The organism is Kitasatospora sp. NPDC001660, from assembly GCF_053596725.1.
The window spans coordinates 74,238-87,325 of record NZ_JBSFGU010000023.1 but is presented as its reverse complement, the minus strand read 5'-3'; the positions used below and the strand labels follow the sequence as shown (position 1 = coordinate 87,325).

The window sequence follows — 13,088 nt, the reverse complement described above, 5'->3', positions numbered from 1 at the left end:
TCGCTGAACGCGTTCCGCGCTGTCCTTTTCGTCCTTGTTGTCCTTGTCAAAGGAGGCTCTCACATCGAGGTCGGTGCCCCGGCGGGGCAAGCCAAGTCGCCCGGCCATGACACGGGAAGGGCCAGGAAAGCAGTCGAGAAGAAGGGGAAGATCGGGGCAACGGACAGGATCAGGGGAGAGAAGGCGCGGAACCACGCCCTCCCGGTCGCCCGGAGCGGCTGCTCAAAGTCGCGTCCGCACGTTCAAACGCCGCATCCAGTCGTCGAGTTGGAGCACCATCTCCGCGTCCGCGCGGCCGAACCAGCCGCCGCGGTCGAGCAGCGCCGGATCTTCGGTCATGCGTCGGATCGCCGGCAGATCGACGAGTGGGCGTACCGGCGCCGCGCTGTCGTCGAGGAGTTCGCGCAACCTGCCCAGCAGACCGGCCTTGTAGCCGGGGTCGTAGGTGATGGGATAAGGCACCTTCGCCCGGGTGAGCACCGACGGCGGGACCACGTCGCGTCCCAAAGCCCGCAGCAGGCTCTTCTCCCGGCCGTCGAAGGATTTCATCGCCGCCGGCACGTTGTACAGGAACGACAGCAGGCGATGGTCGGTGAAGGGGAACCGCACCTCAAGGCCGGCTGCGCTGCTCAGCCGTTCGGAATGCAGCACGGTCTGCTCCAGCAGCCTGGTGACGGTGAGGTAGTCCACCTGACGTGCGAGCCGGTCGACCGGATCGGTGGGTGCCGCGTGGGGAACCTCCTCCAGCGCTTCGCGGAACATGCGGTCAATGTGACCGTCGACATCGAGCGCCTGCAGGAGCGCCTGGTCGAAGAGGCCGACGCCGATGCCGTAGGGCATGCCGAATCGTCGCGACCGCTCGATCCACGGGAAGGACGTCAGGACCCGGCCCTCGTCGATGGACCCGCCCAAACCGCCGAACAGCGCATCCGCGCCTTCCCCGCTGAGCACGACCGGGGCGTACTGCGAGACGTGCCGGCTGAAGAGGTAGGGGGTGATGTTCTTGTCGCCGAAGGGTGTCGGCTGGTCCTTGGCGGCGAGTACCTCCGCCAAGGTCACCGGGTCCAGCAGGTCCTCCGGCCGGACCGCGACCTCCCGGTGGTCGCAGCCCCACAACCGGACCACCTCCTCGGCGTACGGCCGGTCCGGAACGGGGGCGGCGGTGCTCCCGAACATCACGGTGAAGGTCTGCGGAGCCCGCCCCCCGCGGGTGGCGACGAGACCGGTCAAGACGCTGGAGTCCAGGCCGCCCGACAACAGGACGGCGGCCCGATCACCGGGCAGCACCCGTTCCACCGCGTCCTCGAGCAGCTCTCTGACGTGCCTGACCGTGGTGTCGAGGTCGAGCTCGTGCGGGCGGGCCTCCAGGCGCCAGTACGGCTCCTCGGTCCGACCCTCCGGCGCGAGGCACAGGGTGTGGCCGGGCCGTACCTCGCGAACGCCGCGCAGAACGCCGTGTCCTGGGCTCCGCAACTGTGTGAGGACGGCGCTCAATCCGGCCCCGTCCAACTCGGCGCGCACCAGCGGATGGCTCACCAAGGAGGGGATGTCGGAGGCGAACACCGCCCCCGCGGGGGTGAGGACGTAGCTCAGGGGTTTCACTCCGAGCCGGTCGCGGCCCAGGAGCAGTTCCCCGCTGCGGACATCCCAGACGGCGAAGGCGAACGCCCCGTCCACATGGGCCGAGGCGGACCGGCCCCACTGCAGGTAGGCCCTGAGCACGGCCTGCGCCCCGCCGCTGCCACCGGTAACCGTCACACCGGAACCGACGGCCGCCCCGGAGCCCAGGTCGCTCGCCGGTAGCACGTCTCCGTCGCACACCGCGACGGCCAGCACGTCACCGAGGGCGTCGGTGGCGACCGCAGGCTGCCCGCCATGCGCCGAGTCCCGCTGGATCAGGGCGACTTGCCGTTCCAGCCACGCCGAGCCGCCTGCACGGCCACGCACGACGAGCGCGGAAGCCATCTGTTCGACCGTCAGGTCGAACGACCTCAAGTCCCGCTCCCGATCAAGCCAACCGGCAATACCTGACATACGCATCCTTCGTTCGGGCGGTACGGGAGAGACGGAGTTCACGAAGGGACGGCTCGGACCGACCAGGCTCGGGGCAGGGGGACTCGGCGCGCGGCAGCCCCGGGTCGTACTCCCGATGAGCCGCCCGGGGCATGAAAGTCCCGGTGATCGTGCGGCGGCCCCGGCGACATCTCCGGCCGGCACATGCCGGACCGTCGCCTGCGCCGTATCCGGATCCTCGACTACCTGTCGCCAAGAATTCTGGAGCTTGCGAGAATTTTTGCCGCCGCCTTGCGGCGCGACCAGGTGTGCATCCGGTTGACGGCGTCGGCGATGCGGTTCATCGGCCGGAATATGTCGACAATGAGGACGACTCGCTGCTCGTCGCTCTCGTTGTAGACCTCATGGTCGAAAGTATCATCCAGTATGATGCTTTCGCCTTCCTTCCAGGTGTACTTCTCCTGGTCCACCCGAATGTAGGGTGCATTCACCTCGGGCGCCTTCAGCGTAAGGTGGTAGCGCAGAAATCCCCCGTTGGTTCCGACATGGGCTTTCAAGGTGACCTTGGGATCGAGAATCGACACGACAGTGCTGACGACGCGCGGGTTCCTTGCCGCGAAGGAGGTGATCGTCGGTATCACGTACATGGCCTCGGGATTGATCGCACCCATCAGGCTGCCGTAGTAGACCTTCCAGTCCTTCGAGACCTCGGCCGCACGCTCGGGTTCGACCTCGCTGTACTTCTGGGGCCGCCTGAGCCGTATGAGCTCGTCCACCTCGGCCTTGATCCTGGAGAAGTCCTTCTCCAGCTCACGTGCCTCGGGAAAGATCCCATAGGGAGAAATGAGACGAAATCTGCTCTCACCGCCGCTCAATTTGAGATAGACGGCACTCAGAGCGCGGCGGACGGTCCTTCGTCGGAAATTTGCCAGGTTCACTTCGTTTTCTCTCTCGTACGTCCGTCAATGAGGCCGGGGTCGCCTGGCCGGACTGGAGGAACGCAGAAGGTTCCTCCAGTGCCCGGTCGCGCCGGCACGGCTTCCCGAGGCCGCTCGTCTCGGATCGCGGGCTCCCCCGCAGAACCCCTGTCCGACTCCTGCCTTCCCTTGAGCTCCTTGCTCCAGCGCTCCGAGTATCCGTACCTGCGGCACGGCCCGGCATCTGTCACATGACCGGGGTCCGACAAAAATGATCGGTTCCGGGTACCGCGCGGGACCTGACGGCACTGGCTGGTGGCACGTCGGTCCCGGCGGGCTCAGCAGAGGTTCATGCCGTAGAGCTGGGTACGGGAGCTGATCCCGAGCTTGGGGAACGTCTTGTGCAAGTGGTAGCCGACGGTCCGTCGGCTGAGGAACAGCTGCGCGGCGATCTCGCCGTTGCTCATCCCCTGGGCGGCGAGAACGACGATCTGGTGTTCCCGAGGCGTGAGTTGCGCGATGGCGGGAGCGGGTTCGGGGGCAAGACCGGCCCGGCTGCGGTCACCGGCTGCGCGCAGCTCGGCGTACGCCAGGTCCGCCCACGGGCGCGCGTCCAGCATCTCGAACCGGGAGGCCGCCTGGTGCAGGTGCTCCCGGGCGGACTTGATCCGTCGGCTCCGGCGCAGCCGCTCCCCGTACAGCAGGTGCGTACGGCCTATGTCGAAAGGGGAACAGCCCGGCGCGACCAGCGCTTCCTCGTAGAGGCCCGGAGCCTCCTCCGCCGAGGCGACCAGCGCTCGGCACCGGATCCAGGGCGCGTGCAGGTGCGGCAGCTGCTCGGGAGCGGCGCGCTCCTCGAAGATCCGCAGCACGCCGCGCGCCCGCCCTGGGTCGCCGGAGCGCACCAGTGCCTCGACCAGGTCGGGCAGGACCAGCCAGCTCACCATGAAGTGCTCGGCCGGCCCACCGGGACGCACGACCTCGCCCAGCAGCCGTGCGGCTCGCTCCGGTTGCCGCTCGGCGAGCGCGTTCAGGCCCAGACCCCAGTGCGCCAGGGCGACCGCGGAGTAGATCCGGCGGGGCGCCGCGTCGCTCAGGGACAACTCGGCCAGGTGACGGCACCGCTCCCCGTCCCCGCGGGCCGCCGCCATCCAGGCCAGCATGGTGCGCAGATGGCACGCGGCTCCCAACTGGCCCGTCTCGGTGGCGATGAGGAGTGCCTCCTCGGCGTGCGCGATACCCGAAGTCCACTGCCCGGTGACGAGTTCCAGCGCCACCAGGGGAGCCAGTGCCATCGGCAGCGCCCCGGCGGCGCCGACCTTGCGCAGGGCGGAGACCGCCTGGTGGTACGCACCGATCATGGGCTCGACATCACCCGTCAGGTACGGGAGGAAGACCGGCGGCCACATCCACGGCTTGAGTCGCTCGGGGGACAGCCAGGTCATCAGTGCGCCGGAGAGGTTCCGGTCACGCGCGCGGACGGGCCGGTCGGCATCGGAGCCCAACGAGCCCAGGTAGGTGAAGTGCCGGCCGAACTCGGCCCCCTTCGAGAGCCGGTCGCGGGAGAGCGCCGTGACGAGCCCGCCGATCTCCGTCAGCTTCCCCGGCAAGCCGGCCACCCAGGCGGAGCGGGCCGCCATCACCAGAATCTCCTCGGTCAGTTCGGCGTCCACCGCGGCGGCCACCTGCGCTCCGTCCAGGAACACCCGCAGCGCCTCCGCCGGATCACTGCTGGCGTGGATGATGGCCCCCCGGACCTTGGCACAGTGCCCGCGCAGCACCGCGTCGTCCGTCATCGCTTCGGCGTCGTCGAGCAGCGCCTCGGCCAGCGAGGTGTTCGCCGCCGTCCACGCGCACTCGGCCGCGTCTACCAGCCACCGCGCCCGCGTGTCGCGGCCCGTGGTCAGGGCCGCCGCACGCTGCAGGGCCTGCGCGGCGGTGGCCACGGCGCCGGTGCGCCGGATCCGCTCGGCCATCTCGGCCAGGTTCCGGGCGACCGTGTCGTCGGTGCCGACCGTGGCGGCCGCCAGATGCCAGATCCGCCGGTCGTCGCCAACGCCGAGGGTCCGGGCGAGCGCCAGGTGGGCAGCGCGCCGTTGGCTGTGCGAGGCGCCCTGGTAGATCGCCGAGCGGACCAGCGGATGCCGGAACCGCAGCTGCCGGTGGTCCAGGAAGACCAGGCCGGCGGATTCCGCAGCGGACAGGACGTCCATGGCGGCCTGCGGGTCCGGCGTCGCCCCGAGCACTGTGCTGATGTCACCCCCGCTCTCGGCGGCGGCCAGTAGGAGCACACCAGTGCCCTGGTCCGCGATACTGGCCGCGCGGTATCGGAAGACCTGTTGCAGCCGTTCGTTGAGCGGCAGGTGTTCCGGCAGCGGCGCCGACCCGTCGCGTTGCTCGGGGCTGAGCGCAGCGGGCAGTTCCACCAGCGCGAGCGGGTTGCCGTCGGCCTCCCGCAACAGGCGCTCCCGCGTGACGGCTGCGGTGCTCGGCAGCGTACGGTCGAGCAGGCGGGCCGCAGCCTCCGGCCCGAGCGGGCCCACGGCACGATCCGGCACCCCCGGAGCGGTGAAGGGACGAGAGCCCTCGCGAACGGCCAGGACCATCGCGATCGCCTCCACGTCCAGCCGGCGGGCGACGAAGGTCAGCACGTCGGTGCTTGCCGCATCCAGCCAGTGGGCGTCGTCCACGAGCAGCAGCAACGGGGTCTCCTCGGACGCCACCGAGAACAGGGTCTGTGCGGCCAGGGCCACCACGAACCGGTCGACCGGTCCTGGACCCATGCCGAAGGCTCCGCTCAGGGCCGCCGCCTGCGGTTGCGGCAGCCGGTGCAGCAAGGGCAGCAGCGGCCGCAGCAACTGATGCAGGGCCGCGAACGGCAGCTCGACCTCGCACTCCACACCGGTGGCGGTCAGCACCCGCACATCAGGCTGTGCCTCCCGGGCCAGTCGCCCCAGGAGCGCGCTCTTGCCGATGCCGGCGGATCCGCGCAGTACCACGGCTCCGCTGCGGTTCCCGCGCGCGGCATCCAGCAACCCGGTCAGCTCTTCCAGCTCCGGCTCGCGTCCGACCAGCACCTGACACTCCTTCATCCAGGCAGCCCCTTTCCGTAATTCCGGGCCGTCGGCCCGCACAGCTGTCAGACGGATGCGGACGCCGGCCGGTTCAGGGTGGAGCGGTCCGTGGGCGAGCGGCGGCCGGATCAGTCGGCGGTCGGGCCTGTCGGCGGTCGTTCACCAGCTCGGCGAAGGCCCTGACGTGCTCGGCGGTGGTGGCCGGCACAGGGACTCGGGCGAGGAGCTCCTTGAGTTGCCGGGCGTCATCGTCGCGGAGGCGGTCGGGGCGGTGGTCCAGCTGGTCACGTCCCTGACGGAGGGCTTGCGTCGGGGCGGATCCTGATTGGGGAACGCCTCCCTCAGCCGGCGCACGTGGACGCGCACGATCTGCTCCTGGCCCGGGTAGCCGCGCTGTCGGATCTCCTCGAACAGGCGCCGGGCGATGGTGTGGCCCTCGGCGAACCGCTGGTGGAGGTGGGGGCACTGGCAGACAAGGCCGTCAGGGCCCTCGGCGGGACTGGACTCAAGGCCGCCACGCGCCCGCGGACGTGCGGGCCGGCAGACGCAGGGTGAACACCGTCTCGGCCTGCGGGGCGCTGCGCACGGCGACGGTACCGCCGTGAGCCTCGGTGAACTGGCGGACGATGGCCAGCCCCAGGCCACTGCCGCCGTTGCGGCGGTTACGGGACTTCTCCGCGCGCCAGAAGCGGTCGAACACCCGCGCAAGATCCTCAGGGGCGATACCGCTGCCCGTGTCCCTGACCTCGACGACCACCTCGGCGCCGTCCCGGTGAGCCCCCACCTCCACCTGCCCGCCGGCCGGCGTGTGGCGCAGCGCGTTGGACAGCAGGTTGCCGAGGATCTGGCGCAGCCGCTGCGGGTCGGCCGTCAGCACCAGGCTTTCTCCGGTCCGGACGGTCAGTGCGATGCCTGCGGCGTGAGCGCGGCCGCGGTGCGCGGCCGCTACCTGGGCCAGGAACTGGTCGAGGTCGAGAAGCTCGGGGTGCAGGCGAAGGGGGCCGGCGTCGGCGGCGGCCAGGTCCTGGAGGTCGTCCATGATGTGCTGCAGCAGCAGGGCCTCCTCCAGCAGGGAGGCGGTGAAGGCGGCGTCGGGGACGGCGATGCCGTCCTGGGCTGCCTCCAGCCAGCTGCGGATGTTGGTCAGCGGGGTGCGCAGTTCGTGGGCGATGTCGCTGACCAGTGCCTTGCGCTGCTCCTCGGCGCGTTCACGGCGTTCGCTCTGGTCGTTGAACGCGGCGGCCAGGTGCCCGATCTCGTCGCGGGTGGTAACCGGGACCCGCTGGTGCAGGTGCTCGGGGCGCAGCGCGGCGCGGGTGAGCGCGCGCAGGGGCCTGACCAGGCGGGCGCCGACGGTGACGGTGACGGTGACGGCCAGCAGGAGGACGAGGGCGGTGACCGTGACGATCCGCCAGGTCGCGGCCGCGGACGGCTGGAACGAACGGGTGTCCGAGGTGGTGTGGCCGGTGATGTAGAGGAGGGCGGCGGGGGCGGTGTAGTCGGCGAGTTGTTGGCGGCGGCCCTGGTCGATGCAGGAGTGCACGGCCGCGGCGTCGGGGAAGTGCGGGGCGAGGGGCTCGAAGTCGGTGCCGATGCGCAGCGGAGGCAGGTGCTGGTGCGCGAAGCAGTCGGCGATCAGGATGTCGAGACGGTTCAGGGCTTGCTGTTCGGTGGGTGTGGGCCGGGCCAGCGTGGCCAGGCCGCAGTCGTCGGCGGCCTGGCCCGCAGGAGGCCGTCCTGGCTGGCGAGCGCCACCGCCGGGCGGCCGCTGGGTTGGTCGGTCGTCGTGAAGGAGACGCCGTGGCTGGTCAGGCAGGTGCCGATCTTCTGGGCGATGGTGTGGAGCTGGTCACGGTCGGCGGCGGGTAGGAGATAGGGGCCCACCGCGCGGGGGTCGATCCCGTCCGAATCCGCCGCGGGAGCCTGCGGTCCTTGCGAGGTGGCGGCGAGCGCCGGATCGGTCCGCAACGGGTCCAGGACCGCCGAGGACCGGGCCGGCAGCGGCGAAGGTACCGGGGCGGAGTCCGCGAGCGGCTGATGATCAGGCGTGGTCAGGGCGATCCTGCGGCCGGTACGGGCGGCCAGCTCGCGCACCGTGCCCGCGACCTGGCTCCAGTCGGGGTGCGTGGCGGCGTAGCCCTGCAGGGTGTCGTAGATGCTCGCGTCGTCGGCGACGACCTGTCCCTGCTGCTGCTGAATGGCGGTGGTGGTGGAGTGCACCGCCAGCCAGGCCGTCGCGGCGATCGAGCACAGGGCGATCAGCACCGAGCACGCGAGCAGCCGCGTCATCAGGCTCCGGCGCAGCGGGATGTCAGCGGACACGGACGTCTACGGGCCGGCTGGTGGCGGTGGTGAGCTTGTAGCCGATGCCGAAGACCGTGACGAGGTGGACGGGCCGGCGCGGGTCGGGCTCCAGCTTCTTGCGGAGGTTGAGGATGTGCACGTCGATGGTGCGTTCGCTGATGTAGCGGTCGAAGCCGGAGACCCGCAGGAGCAGCTGGCGCCGGGTGAAGGCGCGGTTCGGCTCGGCCGCCATGGCGGCGAGGATCTCGAACTCTCCCGGGGTGCAGCACACTTCACGCTCGCCCTGGTGCGCGGTGTGGCGGAGCGGGTCCACGCTCAGCGAGCCGGCGTGCAGTACCGGGTGCGGGTCGGCGGCCGTGTGTCGGGTGCGGCGCAGCAGGGCACGGATCCGGGCCATGAGTTCGCGGGGGCTGTAGGGCTTGGTCAGGTAGTCGTCGGCGCCGAGGTCGAGGCCGAGGAGCAGGTCCTCCTCGGTGCTGCGGGCAGTGAGCATCAACACGGGAAGGTCCGATTCGGTGCGCAGGATGCGGCACACGTCCAGGCCGTCGATCAGCGGCATCATCACGTCCAGCACCACCAGGTCCGGCTCGCGGCGGCGTAACTCGTCGAGGGCCTCACGCCCGTTGTGGACGATGCGGGCGGTGTGGCCCTCGCGTTCCACGTACAGGCCGATCAGCTCGGCCTGTTTCGGATCGTCCTCGGCGATCAGGACATCTGCGCACATGTGCCCGACTCTAAGGGCGCGGCGGCGGGCTGACGAGATGCTGATCGAGGCCTGACAGGATCTTCATATCGCCGGGGCAGGGTGACGGCATGTCGAAGATCCAGCACCCCACCGGCCTTGCCGGCCCTTGGCCCGGGCGGCGGCGAGCGCGCCGCGGCACCTGGACGGCCTTCGGCGCACTGGTCCTGGCGTTGGGGCTCACCGCCTGCGACGCCCCCGGCTCCGGCGGATCCGCAGCACCGGGCGGGCAGAACGTCGCCTCCCTCCCCCAGCCATCCAGCACCGGCCCCGGCGGTGGATCGCCGTCGGCGGACCCGGACCCCGGACGGCCTCAGCTGCGGCTGGACACGTCCCCCGAGGAGAAGCAGCAGTTTCTCCAGGCGTTCTACCAGTGTCTGGCGCAGCACGGCTTCCCGATGTCGCCTCATCATCCTCCTGGATATACGGGTGTCCCCTTGACCAACAACGACAGCTACGCCGAGAACCCGGCGGCTTACAACGCCTGCCGCTCGAAGCAGCCGCTCGAGCCGGTGGAGACGGACCCGGACAAGAACCCGCACTTCCAGGACGACCTGCGGGCCGAGATCAACTGCGACAACGCCCACGGCCTGAAGACCGAGGTCTCCCCCGACGGGCGGTTCCCGTCTTTCAACGAGCCGATGCCGAGCAACTGGGGCGACATTTCCCAGCAGTGCCTGATGGAGACCTTCGGTGCGCACAAGTAACGACGACGCCCAGCCGACCAAGCGCGGCCGCGCCAAGCGGATAGCCCTGCTGACCTTTCCCTGCCTGGCTGCCGGCCTGGCCATCCCCGGCGTCCTGATCCATCAGGCGCATCAGCGTCCCAGCACACGCGCCGCGGCCGCGGACACCTCGGTGGCCACCACCCAGGTCGTGCGCACCGACCTGGCCGACACCCAGACCCTCAACGGCACCCTCGGCTATGGCGGCCCCCAGGGCGTCAGCGGCGGCGGACCCGGACTGGTCACCTCGCTGCCCGCCGCGGGCGCCACCGTGATCAGGGGCCAGGAGCTGTACCGCGTCAACGACCGGCCCGTGCCGCTGTTCTACGGAGCCACTCCCCTGTTCCGGGCCCTCGACACCCCGGGTCTGGTCGGCCGGGACGTGAAGACCGTCGCGGACAACCTCAAGGCACTGGGCTACAGCATCGGCGACCAACCCGCGCCCGGCACCCGTGTCACCCAGCAACCCGCCCCCGGCGCAGCCCCTGGCGCGTCGTCCGGGGCGTCCAGGCAACAGGCCGGCCCCGGCCCGTCCGCTCCCGCCGCTTCCGGGGCGTCCGGGGCGTCCGCGCCGGCGTCGGCCGGTACGCCGGCCACCCCGCCGCCGGCGGCCGCGACGCCCTCCGTGGTCGAGGTCCGGCAAGGCGACGGCGTGCTCACCAGCGCCTTGATCGACGCCATCAAGCGCTGGCAGGCCAAGGCCGGCCTGCCCGCCACCGGCAGCCTCAACGTCGGCGACATCGCGGTACTGCCCGGCGCCGTACGGATCAGCGCCGTCCCCGCCCACGCCGGCGACCCGGCCACCAGCGCGCTGCTCACCGTCACCGGCACCGACAAGGTCATCACCGTCCCGGTCACCTCCACCGACACCAGTTCCATGAAGAACGGAGACCAGGTCAGCGTCACCCTGCCCGACAACACCACCCTCGCCTGCAGCGTCGCCCAGGTCAGCACCGCCGCCCAAGCCAGTCCCAACGGAGGGAGCGGAGGCGGCACCCCCGGCGGCGGAGCCACTGTCAACGTCACGCTCTCCCTCAACGACCCCACCGCGGCCGCCCACCTGGACTCCGCCCCCGTACAGGCCCACTTCACCACCCAGACCCGGCAGAAGGTCCTCGCCGTCCCCGTTGGCGCACTCCTCGCCGTCAGCCAGGGCGGCTACGCCGTCCAGCGCGCCGACGGACAACTCCTGCGCGTCCAGACCGGACTGTTCGCCAACGGCCTCGTGGAGATCAGCGGAACCGGCATCACCGAAGGCCTGCGGGTGGTGACCACCTCATGACCCCTGTCCTCGCCGTCCACCACGCCACCATGGCCTACCCCGGTGTCACCGCGCTCGACGACGTCTCACTGACCATCGACGAAGGAGAACTCCTGGCCATCGCCGGGCCGTCCGGGTCGGGCAAGTCCACTCTGCTCAACATCATGGGCACCCTCGACCACCCCACCAGCGGCACGATCGAGATCGCGGGGCAGGAGGTGGCGGCGCTCAGCGACCGCCGTCTGTCGGCACTGCGGGGCCGCTGGCTGGGCTTCGTGTTCCAGCAGTTCCACCTCACCGATGCCCTGACCGCCGCGGAGAACGTCGCCACCGGACTGCTCTACGCGGGCGTGCGACGTCACCGAAGGCGCCCCCTCGCCCTCGAGGCGCTCGACCGGGTGGGCCTGGCCCACCGCGCAGGCCACCAGACCCACCAGCTCTCCGGCGGGGAACGCCAGCGCGTCGCCATCGCCCGCGCCCTGGTCAACCAACCGGCCCTGGTGCTTGCCGACGAGCCCACCGGGGCACTCGACACCGCCAATGGCACCGCTGTCCTCGACCTCCTCGTCAGCCTGAACGCCGAGGGAACCACCATCGCGCTCATCACCCACGACCGGGACATCGCCCGCCGGCTCCCGCGCCGCATCGAGATCCGCGACGGCCGGATCGTGACCGACACCGCACGAGAAGACCACCACCCGTGACCCACACCACCACACCGCCCGCCCATGGCCACGAGCCCACACCCTCCGCGCACTCCGGCCTGGGGCCGACCGGCCGGCGAGCCGGTCGCCGCGCCGGCCACCACCGGGCGCGCGCGGACCTCGACCCCCGAACCCGCCCGGTACGACTGTCACCACTGGACCTGCTGTTGGTCGGCCTGCTCGGCATCCGCACCCGCAAACTGCGTGCGGCGCTGTCCGCCCTGGGCATCTCCATCGGCATCGCGACCCTGATCATCGTGACCGGCATCCCCGCCTCCAGCCAGCAGGCCCTGATGAACCGGCTCACCGCCATGGGAACGAACATGCTGCAGGTCGTACCCGTCCCAGGCCAGCAGCCGCCCGTCCTGCTGCCCACCCAGGCACCCGCCATGGCCGCCCGGATCGGCCCCGTCACCGCCGTCACCGCCGTCGCCAACACCCACGCCACCGTCCACCGCAACGACCACGCCGACCCCCACGACTACACCGGCCTCACCGTCCTCGCTGCCCAGGACAACCTCCCCCAGCTCGTCAACGCCACCCTCATGTCCGGACAGTTCCTCACTCCCGCCACCGACCAGCTCCCCACGGCCGTCCTCGGCTCGGTCGCCGCCACCCGCCTCGGCATCACGCGGCTGGACCCCGCCGCCCCGACCCCCCAGATCTTCATCAACTCCCGCTGGTTCACCCTCATCGGCATCCTCAACTCCACCCCCCTGTCCCCCGACATCGACCGCTCCGTCATGGTCGGCTGGGACACCGCCCAGCACGCCCTCGGCTTCGACGGACATCCCACCGTCATCTATCTCAAAGCGCGGGAAGACGCCATCGAGGCCGTCCGCGCGGTCCTGCCCACCACCGTCAACCCCCAGCTGCCGGGCATGGTCCAGATCAGCCGCCCCTCCGACGCCCTCGCGGCCAAACGCGCCACCCAGAGCACCTACTCTGCGCTGTTCCTCGGCCTGGCCGCGATCGGGCTGCTCGTCGGCGGCATCGGAGTGGCCAACACCATGGTCATCTCCGTCCTCGAACGCCGTCGCGAAATCGGACTGCGCCGTGCCCTGGGCGCCAACGGCCGCCAGATCCGGGCCCAGTTCCTGACCGAGTCCATCGCCCTGTCCGCTCTCGGCGGCCTGGCCGGCACCCTCCTCGGCGTGGTGGCCACCCTCGCCTACGTCCTCGCCCAGCACTGGCCACCCGTCATCCCGCCCGCCGCCATCGCCGGCGGACTCACCGGCGCCCTCGCCATCGGCGCCGCAGCCGGCCTCTACCCCGCCACCAAAGCCGCCCGCCTCACACCCACCAAAGCCCTGGCCACTCTGTGAGGTTCTGATCCACTCTCTGTGGA

Annotated in this window: 10 protein-coding genes; 4 read left to right on the top strand and 6 right to left on the bottom strand. The window is 70.9% G+C overall.

The annotated features are described in order from the left end of the window. Positions 1–222 precede the first annotated feature (222 nt). The 6 genes from ACWCXH_RS24025 to ACWCXH_RS24000 form a co-directional block, all read right to left on the bottom strand. Positions 223–2,034, bottom strand: a complete 1,812-nt coding sequence (locus tag ACWCXH_RS24025; RefSeq protein WP_449803515.1) for an asparagine synthetase B family protein — start codon at positions 2,032–2,034, stop codon at positions 223–225. 221 nt (positions 2,035–2,255) lie between these two features. Continuing rightward, positions 2,256–2,951 (bottom strand): aspartyl/asparaginyl beta-hydroxylase domain-containing protein, encoded by a 696-nt coding sequence (locus ACWCXH_RS24020; protein ID WP_449803514.1) that lies wholly within the window; start codon positions 2,949–2,951, stop codon positions 2,256–2,258. A gap of 317 nt (positions 2,952–3,268) precedes the next feature. Then, positions 3,269–6,022 (bottom strand): ATP-binding protein, encoded by a 2,754-nt coding sequence (locus ACWCXH_RS24015; protein ID WP_449803513.1) that lies wholly within the window; start codon positions 6,020–6,022, stop codon positions 3,269–3,271. Between the two features lie 487 nt (positions 6,023–6,509). Beyond that, positions 6,510–7,547: an ATP-binding protein gene (locus tag ACWCXH_RS24010; protein WP_449803512.1), complete on the bottom strand. Its 1,038-nt coding sequence runs from the start codon at positions 7,545–7,547 to the stop codon at positions 6,510–6,512. A 110-nt stretch (positions 7,548–7,657) separates the two neighbouring features. Continuing rightward, positions 7,658–8,326: a hypothetical protein gene (locus ACWCXH_RS24005; RefSeq protein ID WP_449803511.1), complete on the bottom strand. Its 669-nt coding sequence runs from the start codon at positions 8,324–8,326 to the stop codon at positions 7,658–7,660. Continuing rightward, on the bottom strand, positions 8,316–9,032 hold the full coding sequence (locus tag ACWCXH_RS24000) for a response regulator transcription factor (RefSeq protein ID WP_449803510.1): 717 nt from the start codon (positions 9,030–9,032) through the stop codon (positions 8,316–8,318). The genes ACWCXH_RS24005 and ACWCXH_RS24000 overlap by 11 nt, the downstream gene beginning before the upstream one ends. Before the next feature lie 89 nt (positions 9,033–9,121). On the opposite strand from ACWCXH_RS24000, the gene ACWCXH_RS23995 reads away from it, so the two are divergent. From ACWCXH_RS23995 to ACWCXH_RS23980, 4 genes are read left to right on the top strand one after another with little or no spacing between them, the layout of a single operon-like run. Beyond that, complete coding sequence (locus ACWCXH_RS23995; protein ID WP_449803509.1) at positions 9,122–9,757, top strand: hypothetical protein; 636 nt, start codon at positions 9,122–9,124, stop codon at positions 9,755–9,757. Continuing rightward, a complete protein-coding gene (locus ACWCXH_RS23990; protein ID WP_449803508.1) occupies positions 9,744–11,057 on the top strand; it encodes a hypothetical protein in 1,314 nt (437 codons plus the stop codon). The genes ACWCXH_RS23995 and ACWCXH_RS23990 overlap by 14 nt, the downstream gene beginning before the upstream one ends. Further along, positions 11,054–11,740, top strand: a complete 687-nt coding sequence (locus tag ACWCXH_RS23985) for an ABC transporter ATP-binding protein (protein WP_449803507.1) — start codon at positions 11,054–11,056, stop codon at positions 11,738–11,740. Before ACWCXH_RS23990 ends, ACWCXH_RS23985 begins: the two co-directional genes overlap by 4 nt. Then, the gene (locus ACWCXH_RS23980; protein ID WP_449803506.1) at positions 11,737–13,065 is read left to right on the top strand and encodes an ABC transporter permease; all 1,329 of its coding nucleotides are present in this window, start codon (positions 11,737–11,739) and stop codon (positions 13,063–13,065) included. The genes ACWCXH_RS23985 and ACWCXH_RS23980 overlap by 4 nt, the downstream gene beginning before the upstream one ends. The last annotated feature ends 23 nt before the right edge of the window (positions 13,066–13,088 follow it).